Origin of the sequence: Desulfovibrio sp., assembly GCA_016208105.1 — a bacterium.
Lineage (GTDB): Bacteria > Desulfobacterota > Desulfovibrionia > Desulfovibrionales > Desulfovibrionaceae > Fundidesulfovibrio.
The window spans coordinates 143,911-160,552 of the sequence record JACQYS010000017.1; the positions used below are offsets into that span (position 1 = coordinate 143,911).

Annotated in this window: 14 protein-coding genes and 1 riboswitch; of the genes, 3 read left to right on the forward strand and 11 right to left on the reverse strand. The window is 60.5% G+C overall.

The features are described 5' to 3' along the window. Positions 1–52: 52 nt before the first annotated feature. Positions 53–1,231, reverse strand: a complete 1,179-nt coding sequence (locus HY795_09375; protein MBI4805433.1) for a GGDEF domain-containing protein — start codon at positions 1,229–1,231, stop codon at positions 53–55. 205 nt (positions 1,232–1,436) lie between these two features. On the opposite strand from HY795_09375, the gene HY795_09380 reads away from it, so the two are divergent. Both HY795_09380 and HY795_09385 read left to right on the forward strand, forming a co-directional pair. Next, positions 1,437–2,573, forward strand: a complete 1,137-nt coding sequence (locus tag HY795_09380; protein MBI4805434.1) for an MFS transporter — start codon at positions 1,437–1,439, stop codon at positions 2,571–2,573. Between the two features lie 82 nt (positions 2,574–2,655). Beyond that, a complete protein-coding gene (locus HY795_09385) occupies positions 2,656–3,735 on the forward strand; it encodes an NAD-dependent epimerase/dehydratase family protein (protein MBI4805435.1) in 1,080 nt (359 codons plus the stop codon). A gap of 127 nt (positions 3,736–3,862) precedes the next feature. Here the strand turns inward: HY795_09385 and HY795_09390 are convergent, their stop codons facing one another. The 9 genes from HY795_09390 to HY795_09430 form a co-directional block, all read right to left on the reverse strand. After that, positions 3,863–4,990 (reverse strand): acyltransferase family protein, encoded by a 1,128-nt coding sequence (locus HY795_09390; GenBank protein ID MBI4805436.1) that lies wholly within the window; start codon positions 4,988–4,990, stop codon positions 3,863–3,865. Between the two features lie 118 nt (positions 4,991–5,108). Next, entirely contained in the window at positions 5,109–5,633 is a 525-nt protein-coding gene (locus HY795_09395; protein ID MBI4805437.1) for a DUF488 domain-containing protein, read from the reverse strand. A 45-nt stretch (positions 5,634–5,678) separates the two neighbouring features. Then, on the reverse strand, positions 5,679–6,281 hold the full coding sequence (locus HY795_09400) for a hypothetical protein (GenBank protein MBI4805438.1): 603 nt from the start codon (positions 6,279–6,281) through the stop codon (positions 5,679–5,681). A gap of 68 nt (positions 6,282–6,349) precedes the next feature. Next, entirely contained in the window at positions 6,350–8,419 is a 2,070-nt protein-coding gene (locus tag HY795_09405) for a ribonucleoside triphosphate reductase (GenBank protein ID MBI4805439.1), read from the reverse strand. Beyond that, positions 8,334–9,074: a radical SAM protein gene (locus HY795_09410; protein ID MBI4805440.1), complete on the reverse strand. Its 741-nt coding sequence runs from the start codon at positions 9,072–9,074 to the stop codon at positions 8,334–8,336. The genes HY795_09405 and HY795_09410 overlap by 86 nt, the downstream gene beginning before the upstream one ends. A 225-nt stretch (positions 9,075–9,299) precedes the next feature. Next, a riboswitch (cobalamin riboswitch) is annotated at positions 9,300–9,497 on the reverse strand. Positions 9,498–9,514: 17 nt separating this feature from the next. Beyond that, entirely contained in the window at positions 9,515–10,102 is a 588-nt protein-coding gene (gene plsY, locus HY795_09415; GenBank protein ID MBI4805441.1) for a glycerol-3-phosphate 1-O-acyltransferase PlsY, read from the reverse strand. A 138-nt stretch (positions 10,103–10,240) separates the two neighbouring features. Continuing rightward, a complete protein-coding gene (locus HY795_09420; protein ID MBI4805442.1) occupies positions 10,241–12,298 on the reverse strand; it encodes an RNB domain-containing ribonuclease in 2,058 nt (685 codons plus the stop codon). Between the two features lie 204 nt (positions 12,299–12,502). After that, positions 12,503–13,699, reverse strand: coding sequence for a DUF697 domain-containing protein (locus tag HY795_09425; protein ID MBI4805443.1), 1,197 nt, complete (start codon positions 13,697–13,699; stop codon positions 12,503–12,505). Positions 13,700–13,852: 153 nt separating this feature from the next. Continuing rightward, positions 13,853–15,130 carry an IMP cyclohydrolase gene (locus tag HY795_09430; GenBank protein MBI4805444.1) on the reverse strand — a complete coding sequence of 426 codons (1,278 nt, stop codon included), beginning with the start codon at positions 15,128–15,130 and terminating at the stop codon, positions 13,853–13,855. A 122-nt stretch (positions 15,131–15,252) separates the two neighbouring features. On the opposite strand from HY795_09430, the gene HY795_09435 reads away from it, so the two are divergent. Further along, the gene (locus tag HY795_09435; protein ID MBI4805445.1) at positions 15,253–15,603 is read left to right on the forward strand and encodes a hypothetical protein; all 351 of its coding nucleotides are present in this window, start codon (positions 15,253–15,255) and stop codon (positions 15,601–15,603) included. Here the strand turns inward: HY795_09435 and HY795_09440 are convergent. Then, on the reverse strand, positions 15,593–16,573 hold the full coding sequence (locus tag HY795_09440; protein MBI4805446.1) for a hypothetical protein: 981 nt from the start codon (positions 16,571–16,573) through the stop codon (positions 15,593–15,595). The two genes, HY795_09435 and HY795_09440, sit on opposite strands and share 11 nt — an antisense overlap. Positions 16,574–16,642 lie beyond the last annotated feature (69 nt).

Here is a 16,642-nt window from a genome sequence, read left to right on the forward strand (position 1 = left end):
ACCTGCAACCGGAACATGTGCCAAGCTTCCAGGTGATGGACACACCCTCGGCTCACAGTGTCACGCACACCCGGTCCCGGCCTTCCCGCTTGGCCTGGTACAGGCAGGAGTCCGCCCTCTCCACCATGTCCTCGAAACTGCCGCCGTTTAGTTCCGCCACGCCAAAACTCGCCGTGGTTCGGATATCCATGCCAGGTACCGGTTTGAATGCGCTGATCATAATCCGGAGCCGCTCTGCCGTCTGCCTAGCGCCGACCAAGTCAGTCTGGGGCATGAGCACGGCGAACTCTTCACCGCCCCAGCGGGCCAGGGTGTCCACGTCGCGCATCGCGTCTAGGCATTTGCTCCCAATGGCTGCGAGCACTTCGTCTCCCATTGCGTGCCCATAGGTGTCGTTGACTGCCTTGAAATGATCGAGATCGAAGATGATAAGACTCACCTTGTGCCCGTACCTTCTAGCCAGTTTCAAGTCGTGGGTGGCGATCTCCGTGATCCCTCGCCGGTTGACCAACCCAGTTAGGGCATCGGTGTTGGCCAGGTCCTGGAGCCTGGCCTGGGCCTCGAGCAGTTCATCCTCCAGGCGTGAGTGCATCAGAGTGATGAATCCGAACACTTGGATCACATTGACGAACATCCCCATCACAAGCACGAATTTGAGCCACACATCTTGCCTGAACAGATCGGAATAGACCGGATGTACGGCTGAGGCTGCTCCACGCATCAAAAGGCATACTCCCCCGGCCATGAGCGCGGCGGAAATGATCATCTGAATCTGATAACGCTTCACTTTGTTGAGAATCGGCTCGATGCCCGCGCAGAGGACGATGAACGCCATACCGAGCGAACTGCCTATCACCCGCATGTTCATGTCGTTGGTGCCGAACCGGAACCAGTAGATGAGCGCCAGACACAGCACTGCCACGCAAACGTTCACTGTCATCCACAGCCTGTCCCGGTCATAGCCGTAAAACCGGGCCATCCCGTTGCGCAAAAGCAGGGCGTAAAGAAGGTAGAGAGGGTTCGCCAGAATCACCGAAACGGATTCGCTAACTATAACATCCCTAAAATAAAAGAAGAAACTCGCAAGAACCCAGCAAGCCTGCCCGATGGTCCAGGTACGGAACCCCGGGTAGGTTTTGCGGGTAAAGTACGTCTGCAACATCACCAGGGCCAATGCCGAATGCAGCATGAGCCCTATGATCACTATGGTCTTCAGGTCCAAGAGACCCATCAGCCTCTATCCATCCTTGAATCCTCTTGCTCGACGAATCCAGGATACAGGTATTCATTCTTGTAATCCAGCACATTGGACCGAAAACCAACTACAAATCCTTTTGGTCTTGGAACTGTCGCGCGGTTTTGAGCATGGCATGCCTCGACCTGGTGAGGCTTTTCTGGCATCAATCAGCCCTCGCAACGCTCATCCAGGATTGCCCATGTCCACTGCCCAGCGCCGAATGTACTTATTTCTGCTCGTGACCACCATTGCCTCCCAGATCGGGATGCAGGGTTGGGTCACGCTCATCAACAACTTCGGGGTCGAGGCCGCCGGACTGAACGCGTTTCAGATGGGCATGGTGCAGTCCGTTCGCGAAATCCCTGGGTTTCTCTCGCTTCTTGTCATCTACGTGCTGCTTGTCCTTACAGAACACAGGGCCGCCGCCCTGTCCTTACTGCTGCTTGGCGTGGGCGTGGCTGCTTCCGGACTTGTCCCGAGCTTCTGGGGCATCGTGTTCACCACTCTTCTGATGTCCACGGGGTTCCATTATTTCGAGACCCTGAACCAGTCCTTGTCGCTGCAATACTTCAGCCTGGAAATGGCCCCGGTGGTGCTCGGCAGGCTGCGGGCCGCCTCGGCCATAGCCAACATCGCGGTCGGCCTGCTGATATTTTTTCTGGCTTCCAGCTTAAGCTATCCGTTGCTGTTCATGATCGTGGGGGGCGCTGTGGCCCTGATGGGTCTGTGGGCCGTGCTTCAGGACCCTTCGGACAAGTCACTGCCTGCGCAACACAAGAAGATGATCCTGCGCTCGCGCTACTGGCTCTTCTACGCCCTCACCTTCCTTTCCGGAGCCAGACGCCAGATTTTCATGGTGTTCGCCGCATTTCTGCTGGTGAAGAAGTTCGACTATACCCTTACTGCCATGAGCGCCCTGTTCGTGGCGAACAACCTGGTGGCCTGGGTGGCCAACCCCATCATCGGGCGCATGATCAACCGCTTCGGAGAGCGGGCGCTCATGAGCCTGGAGTACGCCTCCACCATCCTGGTGTTCTCCGTATACGCCTACACCGACTCGCACATCCTGGCCGGTGCCATGTTCATAATCGACAACCTGACCTTCAACTTCTCGGTGTGCATCCGCACCTATCTACAAAAGATAGCGGACAAGCCGGACATCGCCCCGTCCTCGGCCGTGGGCTTCACCATCAACCACATCGCTGCCGTTTTCATCCCGGCCATGGGCGGCTGGCTGTGGATAGTCGACTACCGCATCCCCTTCCTGGCAGGAGCGGCCATGGGGGTCATGTCCTTGGCCTTGGCCCAGTTCGTGCGCACCGAACAGGCGAGCTAGCCCCTTTTCTTTCCAACCCGCGCCTGTTACCCAGGCCCGGCTTATTCACCAAACAAAGACAGACCACCGGAGGCACCGCTCCATGAAAAAATACGACAACGCGATCCTGATCACCGGCGGAGCCGGGTTTGTGGGCTCCAACTTGGCCATGGCCTACAAGGCCCGCTACCCCAAGCAGGAAATCATCATCCTGGACAACTTGAAGCGCCGGGGTTCCGAATTCAACCTGCCCCGCCTGGCAGACGCGGGCATCAAGTTCGTGCACGGCGACATCCGCAATCCAGAGGACTTGAGCTTCGAGAGCAAAATCGACCTGCTTCTGGAGTGCTCGGCCGAACCCTCCGTGCTGGCCGGATTCGGCGGCAGCCCCGAATACCTAGTGAACACCAACCTGGTGGGCACCATCAACTGCCTGGAGATGTGCCGCAAGCAGCGCGCCGATGTGGTGTTTCTCTCCACCAGCCGCGTCTACGCCTACGATCCCTTGAACGCGATCCCCATCACCGAAGGCGCCACCCGTTTCGTGTGGGCCACCGAGCAGGGTCCCGAAGGCTTTAGTCCCCAGGGCGTTGACGAGCGCTTCCCCATCTACGGGGCCAAGTCCATGTACGGAGCAACCAAGCTCTGCTCGGAGTTCGTGCTGGAGGAATACCGGGCCATGTACGGCTTGCGAGGGGTGGTGAACCGCTGCGGCGTGATCGCCGGGCCCTGGCAGTTCGGCAAGGTGGACCAGGGCGTGTTCTCCCTGTGGATGCAGGCCCACTATTTCAAGCGCAAGCTCAAGTACATCGGGTTCGGCGGCCTGGGCAAACAGGTGCGCGACCTGTTCCATCCCGACGACCTCTTCGACCTCTTGGAACTCCAGCTTGCCGACTGGTCCAAGGCGGACGGGGGCATCTTCAACGTGGGCGGCGGCCTGGAAGTGAGTTTGTCCCTTCTGGAGACCACCATGCTCTGCGAGGAGATCACCGGCAACCGCATCCAGGTGGACGTAGACCCGGAAAACCGCCCGGCGGACATGGCCATCTACATTACCAACGCCAAGAAGGTTCGCGACACCTTTGGCTGGGAACCGAAGCGAAGCGCCAGGACCGTGATGGAAGACCTGTACCACTGGGTGAAGGCCCACGAGAAGGAACTGGAGACCCTGGCGAAATTGTAAGAGTCCGGAGAAAGAGAATATGCCTCCGGCGGCCAAAGGGACAGTGTCCCTTTGGAATCCCATAAAGCAAAGCGCCCGTTGCCGAAAGTCCGGCAACGGGCGCTTTGCTTTGGGGAATAAGAGGGTGTCAGGAGCGGACCATCAGCTTGATCACCGGTATGGCCCGTACCACCCGCGCAACCAGAAAACTCGCAGGCAGCGCCACCGCGCTCACCAGCAGGAATTTGGGGATGGCGGCCAGATCAACCGACCGGAAAACCTGGGAGAGAAAGACCAGCACCGGCGGGTGAAACACGTACACCGCGAAGGCGCTGGCCGACATGCTCTGGGCGAGTTTTCCCTGGCTGTTCCAGCGCTCGCGCATAAACCCCACCAGCCCGAAAGACATGAACACCCCGGTGAAGGACTCCCACACGGCAAAGGCCAGGCTCTGCCAGTGCATTCCTCCCCGGAAGGGCTGGCTGCCCTCCAGAGCATCCCCGTATACGGCCAGCGCCAAGAGCAGCGGGATGCTGCAAAAGGCTGCGGTTAGATAGCGCTTGGATACGCCGTAGCCGATGGTGGAAAACCATCCCCGGCTGTGGGCCGCGATACCCACGCAGAATAAAATCACGTATTGAGAGAAGAAGCCCAGCTGCATGTTGTACACGTTGGAGCCTATGGGCCACTTGAGACGAAGAAGAAACGCCCCGGCCGAGGCTGCCAGAGCAATTCCTACAGGCAGCAAGGCCGGAAAAGGGTGCTGCTTGGCGGGCTCAGGCTGAGCTGCCCTGCCGGATAGCGCCTCCGCCAGGGCGTAGACCACGCAGAACAAAAGAAGCGCCACCGCGAACCACATGGGTCCGGACCCGCCGATGAAGTGGAGGTCCAGCACGTAGCGGGTCCAGTAGGAGGAGAAGCTCACCGGGAAGAGGGTGCGGTCCCAGTCCTTCAGGTAGTAGATGGTGGCCGGGTTGATGGCCAGCATGTAGGCGAGCGACGGAACGCCAAGGCGAACCGCGCGGCCCTTGAGGAACTCGGCCGCTCCCTTGGACTTGAGCGAGGCCGCAGCGAAATAGCCAGCCACCATGAACAGCGCCCCCATGAAGAAGGCCTGCAAAAAGGCCTGAAACCCCAAAAAGCACAGGAAGGATCCCGTTCCAAGCGGCCGTCCTTCCTTGTAGTACCAGTCCCCCAGCCCGCTGTAGGTCACCGCCACGTGCAGCACCACAACCAGCACGATCACCGTGAGGCGCAGGTTGTCGATAAAAAACATCCGCTCCTGGTTCATCCGCCGCCTCGCTTGGCTTTGCCGCATGGGGCCGGGATATCCGAACGCCGCCTGTTTGCGAAACGTCTACACGAGACACTCGCGCGCAGCCACAGCAATTCCGTCAGGAAAACAGTGAGTTTTGGGTCTGGCCGATTTTTCTGGATTGGAGCGTCTTGAGTTCTTCATCCTCCACCACGCTGGAGTCGCCCAGGATGTGGCTTACCCTGACGCCGCGCACGGCCAGGGCAGGGGCGATCAGGTGGTGGCGGTGGCAGTTTGCCGGATTCTCCTCGCCGCACATGAGCGCGATGGTCTGGCGGGAAGCGCCTTTCACCAGGCGGTCGATCCCGGCTGCGAATTCGGGAGAGGCAGCGATGCGGGCGTAATCGGGCTTGCCGTCAGAGCCGAGAAGTTTGGGATCGTCTGGCTTGCCCCCTATCTGGTTCCCCAAGAACACGTAGTGGATGCCTGCCCCGCGCAGGAGCCGCTCCACCTGCTCCCGGCAGAAGTGTTTGGCGTACTTGGTGTAGGGTTTGGAGCGCACGTCAGCCACGGCGGTGATGCCATGGGCGCGCAAGAGTTCGAGAAAGTGCTCGGCCGGATGGTTGGAGTGGCCGATGGTGAAGATTACAACAGGGGTTGTCACGCGTCCTCGCGATGAGCCGTGTAGGCGCATATTTCCTCGTCCATGCTACAACTCGAAAACGATCTCATAGACAAGCCAGCCCAGCACGATCATCTCCAAATAAAAATATGATAGTAGGTTCGCCCTGAACATGGTCGATTTAAGCTGCTGTCTGCCCGCGTCAGGCAGCAGCTTGGCTGCCACCTTGTACTCCAGCCACCAGGACACGAAAAAGCTCGGAACCAAAAGCCACATGGTCGCGGCAGGAACCATCCAATAGAGATTTTTGTTTGCCTCGTAAGGGATCATCCAGGCCCCTTGCCATGTCACCGCCAGGAACTTCTTGAATGGGGTGTCGATTCCGTAAGCCTGCCCGCCGCCAGTGACCATCTCCAAAGCGACCAGGAGAATCCAGGTGATCGGTATGCCAGCGAAGGTGGTGGCAATGTTCGCCCAGGCGGAGACTTTGAACGCCGTTTCACGCGGCAGATCCAGGCGTTTTCTAATGACCACCATTTCCAGAAGGATCACTGGGATTAACGCCAGGACCATGCCCGGCCAGGTGAGGAAGATCATGGGAACGCCGCTGTTGGCGCGAGCTTCACCCGGCGTTAGAAGTGCCACGGCGAAACACAGAGCAACAAAAAGTGGCAATCGCCTGTTGGTCATTTCGAGCCCTCCATAAACAGAGGGGGGCCAAAGCCCCCCTCATTCACATTAATTGCTCAAATTGGTTCTTACAACTGCCCAGGCTCACACCCACACACGCCCATATACGTCACCCTATCCGCGTACTCGGCCTTCTTGCCCTTGTTCCAGCGAGACACCGGGCGATAGTACCCCACGATCCTGGTGAACACCTCGGAGTCCTCCCCGCAGGTGGTGCACTCGTGATGTTCGCCGGACATGTACCCGTGCTCCTTGCACACGCTAAACGTAGGCGTGATGGACAGGTACGGGATCTTGGTCATGCGGAAGGCCTTGACGATGAAGTTCTTGAGCGACTCGGTGTCGGCCACGGCCTCGCCCAAAAACGTGTGGAACACCGTGCCGCCCGTGTACAGGGGCTGGAGTTTGTTCTGGTGCTCCAGGGCGGCGATCACGTCTTCGCATTGGCCCACGGGCAGGTTGGTGGAGTTGGTGTAGTACGGGGTGCCGTTGCCCGAGGCCTGGATGTCCGCGTAGAGATTCTTGTCGATCTTGGCCAGGCGGTAGCTGGTGCCCTCGGCCGGGGTGGCCTCCAGGTTGTAGAGGTTCCCGGTCTCTTCCTGGAAACGGCTGGTGATCTCGCGCAGGTGGTTGAGCGCCCGGGTCATGAGCCTGACGCCCGCCTCGGTCTCGATGCCCTTGCCCAGAATGTTCAGGCAGGCCTCGTGGCCGCCCACCAGGCCTATGGTGGAGAAATGGCCCTTGTAGCCGTGCTTCAGGTAGCGGCTGGAATAGGGGAACATGCCCCGGTCCAGGTGGCCCTGGATGAGCTTTCGTTTGAACTCCAGGGCGTCCTTGGCCAGGGTGGCGTATTCGCCAAGAAGATCCAGGAAGTCCTCCTCGCCATGGGACAGATAGGCCAGCTTTGGCAGGTTCAAGGTTACCACGCCGATGGAGCCGGTCAGGTCGCCAGCGCCGAAGAGCCCGCCCACCTTGTTGCGCAGCTCGCGCAGGTCCATCTGCAGGCGGCAGCACATGGAGCGCACGTCCTCGGGCGAGAGGTCGGAGTTGATGAAGTTCTGGAAGTAAGGAGCCCCGTACTTGGCCGTGAGATCCAAGAGGCTCTTGCCGATCTCGGAATCCCAGGGGAAGTCCTCGGTCACGTTGTAGGTGGGAATGGGGAAGGAGAATATCTGGCCGTAATAGTCGCCCTCGGCCATGACCTCCAGGAAGGCCTTGTTGAACATGTCCATCTCGGCCTGGAAGTCGCCGTAGTTGTCTTCCTGGAACTTGCCGCCGATGATGGCCGCCTCCTTGGCGATGTGCTTGGGGGGCGTGAGGTCGAAGCTCAGGTTGGTGAACGGGGTCTGGCCGCCCCAGCGCGAGGTGGTGTTCAAGTTGAACACGAACTTCTGCACGGCCTGGCGTACCTGCATGTAGGAGAGGCCGTCGTGCCGGATGAAGGGGGCCAGATAGGTGTCCACGTTGTTGAAGGCCTGGGCCCCGGCCCATTCGTTCTGGAGGGTGCCCAGGAAGTTGACCATCTGGCCCAGGGCTGAATCGAAGTGCTTGGCCGGTCCGGCCGAGGACCGCCCCTCCAGGTTGAAGCCTTCAAGCAGGAGGTCGCGCAGGCTCCAGCCCGCGCAGTATCCGGCCAGACCGAAGGAAAGATCGTGGATGTGGAAGTAGCCGTGGTCGTGGGCGGCCCGGACTTCCTCGGGGTATTTCTCCAGGGCGTAGCGGGCCTGCACCGTGCCGGAGAGGTGCAGCATGAGCCCCTGGAAGGAATGGGCCATGTTGGCGTTCTCGGCCACGCGCCAGTCGGCCTTGGAGAGATAGTTGTCGATGGTCTCCGCGATGTCCAAGTACGCGGCCTTCTGTTCGCGCAGAGTGCGCCGTTTCTCGCGGTAGATGACAAAGCGCTTGGCCACGTCGAAAAGGCGCGACTCCATGAGCACGCGCTCGACCATGTCCTGCACGTTCTCCTGGAGGGCGACGTCGCAATCGGCGAGCTTCTCCTCCACCTTGCGGGCCAGGCGTTTGGCCAGCAGAGGGTCCTGGACGCCGCTGGCTTTAAGGGCCTTCAGTATGGCAAGTGCGATCCGGTCCAGGGACCAGGTTTCCAGGCAGCCGTCGCGTTTCTGAATCTGCAGGGGCATGGGGGGTCTCCTTGCCGTAAACGGGAGGTACGAAGGGTTGTTCTTTCAGGGTAAATCCCGCTGGCAGGTACCCACCTGCCACGCGGACATCGTGCGGGGTGAGCCCCGGAACCACGGTGATGCGGAAATCAAATGAGCCGGGGTTAGTTGAGGCCAGATGAAATACGGCTTTCAGGCGATCCCGGGCGTCTGGCCCGGAAACCGCCTGGCCGGTCAGGCCCGGATACTTCTCCCAGGGGCCTTTCACGTCCACCGCGAACAGCGTCTGGGGGCACCTGGAAAGTATCCCGGCGACCACCTCGGGGCGCATGCCGTTGGTGTCCACCTTGACCGCGAGACCAAGCCCGAAGAGCGCCTCCACCAGGTCGGGCAGGCCAGGGTCCAGAGTGGGTTCGCCACCGCAGACCACCACCCCGTCCAGCCAGCGTCTACGCGCTGCCAGGCCTTTTAATACGGCTGTAAGCTCGAGTGCGGGGTGAAAGTTCGGGGTGAAGGCCAGGGAGGCGTTGTGGCAGGTGGGGCAGCGCAGGTTGCATCCGCCCACGTAGACGACTGATGTGTTCTTCCCCGGCCAGTCGCACAGCGACAGGGGGGTCACGGCCCTGATGCGGGCCTGAGCAGCTGTTCTATTATCCTGTGACGATGCGTTTTCCATGCTCATCCGGAATTTCGTTTGCTCGTAGCAGATGCCCAACGTCTGTTGAAGCGAAATAAATCCACAACATATCGGCCGCTTGCAACGAGGCTAATGCGCCACTTCAAACCGGTTGCCGAATCGAAAAACAATGCACGCAAAAGAAAAACGCCAAGAGAATTGGTGGTGGTCTCCGGCCGCTTGAGCGGCTCGGACCGTAGCGGGAACCATGGCCCATTCGCGGGGCCTGGCCGTTGCTCCCCAGGAACGTCTTCTGACTTCCGGCCGGGTGGTGCGCGGCGCCTTCCCGGGTTATTTACCCAGTGGCTTACCGCCCGTTTTGTGCCGGTTACAGCAGCGCGCCTGCGACGGATTTGCACCGTCTTCCGTTTTCCGGGGCGTACGAATCGAAATTAAAAGGCATCCCAAACACTGTCAAGCTGCATTTTACAACTACTTGGCTACGCTGACTTTTTTTTCCAGGGTTTCTCTTCTCCGGCCAGAAGCCGGCGGATATTGGCCTCATGCTTCCAGATGATCAACCCGGCAACCACCAGGCTCACCGGCACCAGTTGGAAGCTCGTAGCCCACCACACCGTAAACGGCAGACTGGCGGCCAGAAGGAGCGACCCAACGGACACGAACCCCGAGATGGCTATTGCTGCGGCGCAGAGAAGCCCGGAAACGACGGTGGCCATGGGCGAGAGCGCCAGAAACGCGCCGATGGTGGTGGCCACGCCCTTGCCCCCCTTGTAGTGCAGAAATACCGGGAACATGTGCCCGGACACGGCGGCCAAGGCAGCCAGGCCAGCGAACCAGCCATCACCCATCTGCCAGGCCACGGCTACGGGGGCGAAGCCCTTGAGCGCATCCAAGACCAGAGTGGCCACTCCAAGCTTCGTGCCGCACTGCCTGGCCACATTGGTGGCGCCGATGTTGCCGCTGCCGGCCTTGCGGGGGTCTATGTTGCAGGAGGCCTGGGCGATGAAGAGCCCGAATGGGAAGGACCCGGCCAGGTAGGCCAGCACGAGCCACAGAATCTTGGCGATCACGTCACTCTCCTTAATTTCTCTCTCCCAAAGAGTGCCAGAGCCGCCCCGCCTGGTCAACGCGCCTTACACAGTACGCCCAAGCGCATCTGCCAGAATCGGCCATCCACGCGGCTCGCGGATGTGTCCGCCCAGTTGTTAGTCAGCCAGTGGCGGCCACTCCCCGGGGTCCGGCTTGTCTTCCATTTCGCGCGCCGAGAGCACCCTGAACTCGTTGGTCAGCGGGTCCACCTTGCCAAGCTTAAACCAAAAGCGCTGCCCCTCCTGAGTCTTGCCCCCAAGGGCCTCACGCCCGCAGCGAACGTACATCTGAAGCTCCGTAAGACTGAGAACCGCAACGGGCCCGCACTCCTCGACAACAACGGCCTCGAACTCGCGCTCCCTGCACTTGTCGCGCATATAGCACAGTTTCCAGTAACGCGGCCGGAACCTCTGGATTTGCCCCACCGCGTCAAGCCGGGCCGCGATTCCCGGGAGCTTGGCCACAAGCTCGTCGCGGGTAAATTTCGGCGAGCCCGAGGCAAGAAAGGACTCCACCTGCCCCAGGTTCACAAGGTCCGTGAGCCTGCGCAGCGGAGAGGTGATCGGCGAGTACGCCTCCGCCGCCAGGCTGGCGTGACGTCCGGGCCGGACTTCCAGGGTGGCGCCGGAGAGCTGTTTGACCACGCGGTGCATGTCCACCGGATTGGTCCACACCCCGGCATACCCGTGCGGTATGGCGATATCCTGCACGCGGTGCAGCAGGGCGACGTCATGAGCCTGGGCCCAGGCCGCCACGGACGTGTTGGCCAGGATCATGAGTTCGCTCACGGCCATCTGCGCGCCAGGGTATTCCGGCTCCTGTTCGATCCGGACCCGGACGTTTTCAGGTTGGCCCTCCAGACGAATCTTGGGTTCGGGCCTGTCGATGACCACGGCTCCCCGCTGGATGCGCGCGTCCCTCAGCAGCTGAGCCAATGCATGGGCCGCCGTTATGCCCTGCGCTGCCGAACCGTCCTGGAGGGCTGTTTCCACGCCTTCGTAGGTGAGGTTTTGCGACACGCGCACCCAGGAGAGTCTGGGTGCAAAGTTCGTCACCGCGCCCACCTCGTCCAGAATCCAGTCCAGAATAAGGGCGGGGCGGTCCTCGCCGGCCTTCAGGCTGTAGAGATCGCAACCGAGGGACTCGGGGAGCATATGGCTCACGCCCTCGGGCAGGTACAGGCTCGAGGCCCTCTGCCAAACGGCCCTTCCCAGCCCGCTTTCGAAGTCCCAGGACAAGGTGGGCCTGGCCAGGGCCATGCTCACCCGCCAGCCGTATTCGGTCCGCTCCACATGGAAGGCGTCGTCGATGTCTCGGGTGGTGGGCGAATCCACGCTGACGTACTCGCCAGGTTCCGGCTGGCCCTTCTTGGCCTGAAAATCGGCCAGGAGCTGCGATATGCTCTCGCCATGTGCGGCGCTCCAGGCGTCGCCCGCGTCATATCCGGCCTGATCAAGCAGCGCGTTGTGGTGGGGGGGCACAATGCCCCACTCCATGGCGATTATAAGCGCCTGATGGGGATGCTCAGGCAGCCCCTTGCGCAAGCTCTGCCACAGAGGAGCCAGTTCCTGGCTTTCAGGATCGGCCAGCAGGCCCCGCAACAGTCCTTTCAGTTTCTCGGCGGCCTCCGGGTCCAGGTGCGCGGCAAGCCTGGCCACGTCCTTTCGCCTGCCAGAAGCCCAACCGGTCCAGAGTTCGTGAAAGAAATCCTGCCCGGCAGTCACCACCAATTCGCGTTCGCGGGCTGTCTCCTGCTCGGCCAGGCGGCGTTCCACCATGTCCGTAGCGTACACTTCGAAATTGGGGGGCTGAAACTTGAAATGGGTTTTAAGGCTCAAGAGCGCCCGGCCCATGGCCGCCACCTGGTCAACATCCGGATTCTCGAAGGCCAGACCGGCGAACCAGGCGGCCGAGGACTGGGTGACCTCCCCTTGGGCGAGTTCCCAGATTTCCAATGGATCAATGTTTCCGGCCAGTTCCTCGCGGCGCTTGGCGTGCTCGCGGAGTTTCTCAAGAACCGCTTCCTTGTTGAACTGGCCCTCGAAACGCGGCCCGGCCCAGGGGAGCAGTCGAGACGAAGCGAGCTTGGTCTCGCGTTTGTTCAGGGTGTACAGGCGAAGCTTCTCTCCAGAGGCTTCCTCAACCCATGCCATATGGGGCTCGTTGCCCTGCATGAACTCCACGATGCAGCCAGGTGTGGGCACGGTTTGAATGGACGGATGTTTGGTCAAGAAAAGATGCCTCCGGCGGCCGGGAAGAGCGCCTCCAACAAGTCGCTCCCCGCCCTCCCTGCGAAATATGAGTTCATAGTGAGCCTGCTTCCACCAGAAAGTCGGTTGGACAATGCCGGATGCGGGTCGCGACCCGGCGCGAACCAATCACGGTGTTTCAGGTTCGGCTTTCTTTTTCCCCTTGAACAGGGAAGCCACTTTATGGCCGGCCGAGGATATCGCGCCGACCGCCTTCTGTGCTCCGGCCACTGTCCCGTCCTTCATGGACCCGCAGGCGTCCACGGCCCGCCCGCGTGCGGCCTTGGCCCCAGTTGCGACGCTGCATCCGGCCGAGGACACCGCTTCGGCGGTTTTCTGAACACCGGACTTGGCGCCATCAGCTACCGCCCCGCAAACATCCCCAACTCGTTCGGAAGCGCTCTTGGCGGCTCTGGCCGTTTTTGTCTTCAGCTTCTCAAGCGGGGCGGAAGCGACTTCGCACAGGGCGTTCTTCAATTCCTTGAACGAACCTGTGAACACATCCCTCGCAAAGGACACCGCTTCCTGAAAGGAGCTCTTCCTGAGGCCGTTGTCCAGGTCGTACCCCATGCTGATATAATTCTTCGTAAGAAGCCCCACACGGGATACCAGGATGCAATTCACGGCTCCGTGGAAAAAGGCGTTGGCAAACGAGGACGTTATCGAGGAAACGATGGGCACATGGCCGACGGCATGGGCCATCAACGGCTCAACCAGGGCATTTATCTGCGTTTTGATGTCGATCTCATCGATGCCGTACGACACGAACGACGAGCCGACGACATTCAGATATATCGAGTACATCTCCTTGAGCGACGGGCGTTGATTGTAGATGTGCGACACCTTCCACACGAGAAACGCTGTACTGAGAAAAACCACAAGAGAGTCCAGTCTTCCATTCTGCGAGACTGCCGTGGAGAGAAAAACCTTTTTCGCCGCGCTCCGTATCTCTTCATTCGCCATGGCCTCGAGCACAGACAGTTTGATCTCGATGCTGTCCGATTCCCGGCACGTGCCGCTTTGCCGCAGCAGCTTGTTTTTTCGCAAGCGCCGGTCAAGTCTCTTCAGGTAGCGCGCCTTTTCTTCGGGCGTGGGATCAACGGGAGGAATGAGGGCTTCCGGGCGTATCACGAAAGCGCCCAACAGCCAGCAGAGACCAGCCAGAACAAGAAGAGACAAGGCATATTTGAGAAAGAGCCCGGCCCCGGGATGAAGTGACGACACCAGGTCCGACATCACGACAATATTGTGGAACAGAAACACCACGAGAGAGAACACCAGGAAGATGGAGAAGGCTAAGAGCAGGATGTTTACGTTCTTTTTCATAACCAGCACTCGGCTCGGGCATTCGGCAAACGGCTCTTATGACAGCACATCCGGAGCGGAAGCCGTACATTCCCCCATTACCGCCTGCGCAAAGAGTCCAAAACACCATTTGCACAGGCGGCAGACATATCGGAGGGAAACGCCCTAGGCTCCCTAATGCTTGAAGGAACGCTGACCCGTGAACACCATGGCCACGGACGGGACCGCCTCGTTGACGGCCTGCACCACCTCCCAGTCCCGGATGGAGCCGCCGGGCTGGGCGATCGCCGTCACTCCCTGGGCAATGGCCAGGTCTACGCCGTCGCGGAAGGGGAAGAACCCGTCGGAGACGAGCACCGAGCCGGGCAGTCCGCCCCTGTCGGCCTTGGTCTGGGCCTCGATGTCCGCCAGGGCCTTGGCCAAGGCATCGTCCGTGGCGGCCTTTTCGCGCAGCTCGTGAATGGAGAGCTTGTGGCGCTGGAAGGCCAGAAGGTCGGCATACTTGGTGTAGGCCTTGTAGATGGTGAGCTGCACCACGCCAACGCGGTCCTGCTCGCCGGTGCCGATGCCAACCGTGGCGCCGTTTCTCGCGAAGATGACCGAGTTCGAGGTGACGCCTGCCTCCACGGCCCAGGCGAAAAGGAGGTCGTCGGCCTCCTGGGGGCTGGGGCCACGGGCCACGAAGGCCTTGCCGTCCTTGGTCTCACCCTTGGCAGGAAGGAAATCGTCACCCGTGAGGATGCGGTTGCGGAAGGAGAACTGCACCACCATGCCGCCGTCCATAAGGGATTTCACGTCCAGGAAGGGCTCGCCCACAAAGGCCGTCAGGTCGCTTATGCCTGGGATGGCGATGATGCGCAGGTTCTTTTTTGTCTTTAAGATATCAAGGGCCTCGGGCTCGTAGTCCGGGGCGGCCACCACTTCGAAGTAGTTGGCCACGATCTGCTCGGCTGTGACCTTGTCCATGGTGCGATTGACCACGATGGCCCCGCCGAAGGCAGCGATGCGGTCGGACAGGTTGGCCCGCTCAAAGGCCACGGCCAGACCTTCGTTGGTCCAGGCAGCGCCGCAGGGGTTGTTGTGCTTGAGGATGACCGCTGCCGGCTTGGCCGAAAGGTACTGCAGAATGTTCAACCCGTTGTCCACATCCGTAAGGTTCGTCTTGCCGGGATGTTTTCCGGACTGGATCAGGTGTTTTTCCGTGAGCGCCGAGACCAGCCCGCGCTTTGGCCCCCTGAAGGTGACGCCGTCCAGCTCCAGGGAGTTTTCCGTGAGCTGGTACAGGGCGGCAGGCTGATCCGGATTTTCTCCGTAACGCAGCCCCTTGGCCTCTCCCTCTATTGTCCAGGTACGCTTTTTGAACTTCAGGGTTTTGTCGCCCAAGGTAATTGTCATATCTTCCGGGAAGGGGTCTCCCTGGATGGTGGTGTACATTTTTTTGAGATCACTCATGGTGTGTGCTCCAGTGTGCGTGATGGGAGGATACAGCTATCACAGGCGGCTTCCGGCGGCAAACGGGCATTGGCCGCGCTGGGAATTCATGGTAGACACGGGGTGTCGGATGCGGAGGAAACGTGGAAAAAGTTTTGGTGAAGCTGGCTAAGCAGCTCAACAACTACGACGAGGCATCGCTCACGAGCCTGTGGGAACGCTACGCCGACCAGGTGAAGCGTTTCGAGCCGTCCAAACGCTGGGAAGAGGCGGTGCTCATCCTCTCCATGATCCAGGCCATCCGCTTCAAGAACCAGCTCTTCAACCTGAACTGGTCCGAGGGAAGAACCCCGGGAGAATCACCTCCCCCTAAAGCCATCATCGAGGCGGTTCCCCACCTGCCCGCGTCCGCTCCGCAGCATCAGGCCAAACCCAAGACGAAGGGCAAGGTCCTCAACTTCAAGGCAAAAGAGGAACACGGCCCTACGGAGTAGGTTCCGGCATTCCGAACTCGCCCAGTTTGTCCGTGGCTTCATCCGGCTCCGGAGCGAAATTGGGGAACTCCTCCTTGTCCAACAAAACCCAGGTCAGCTCGTGCTTGTTGTTGAAGAGATGCACCAGACGCGATCCTGGGAATGCCCAGAACTTGGCCGCGGTCTCGTGATCGGTCGGTCCCTGGAATTTGAGGGTGCACACGAAGTTGCGCACCTTGCCGAAGGTGCGCCAGCGGTCCACCAGGCGCCACAGCCTGTCCGGATAGCAGGCCACGTCGCAAAAAAACCAGTCCACCTCCCCCACTTCTCGCGGGTCGAGCGCGAATGCGGAGAGCATGCGAAAGTCCACATTGGGCATGGCGTCTATGCGCGGGTCAAGCTCCGCCTTGTCCACGGTGAGCACCTTGCACCCCAGGCTGGCCAGCACCCAGGACCATCCGCCGGGGCTTCCCCCCATGTCCAAACAGAAGCTGTCGGGCTTGGGAGCGGCTTCGAGAAGGGTGAAAAGCTCCCAGAGCTTGAGATAGGCCCGGTTGGGAGGGTCCTTCTTGTTCTCCAGAAACTGAATTTCGCCGTGCGGGAAGGGGCTGGAGCAGGCGGGTGAGGCCACGATCACGTCGCGCTCCAAAAGCGTCCAGGCCCCGAGCGGAGCCCTGGGCGGTGGGGTGCCGATGACCACGGGCTTGGGCTTTACCGCCGGCAACTGTTCTTCGATGAGTCTGGCCCGCCGGTTGTGCCGCACGGACCACAGCGACCAGTTGCGCTGCAGGGCTTTTAATTTATTGGCCCCGTCGCTGATGGATTCTATCTGGATGCGTTGCGGGTTGAGCCATATGTTCTGAGCCCAGGCCACCGGACGCGGCGGGCCCGGAGCGAAGACCAGACGGTCCACGACCTCGGCCACGTCGCCAAGCTCGTACACGAGTTCGTTGGTGAATCCCCTGGGGGCGAGATAGACTGTGAATTCCATGAGAATGAAGCTGCCTCCGGCGGCCAAAGGAACTTCGTTCCTTTGGAATCCTATATTGCTACGCGCTCA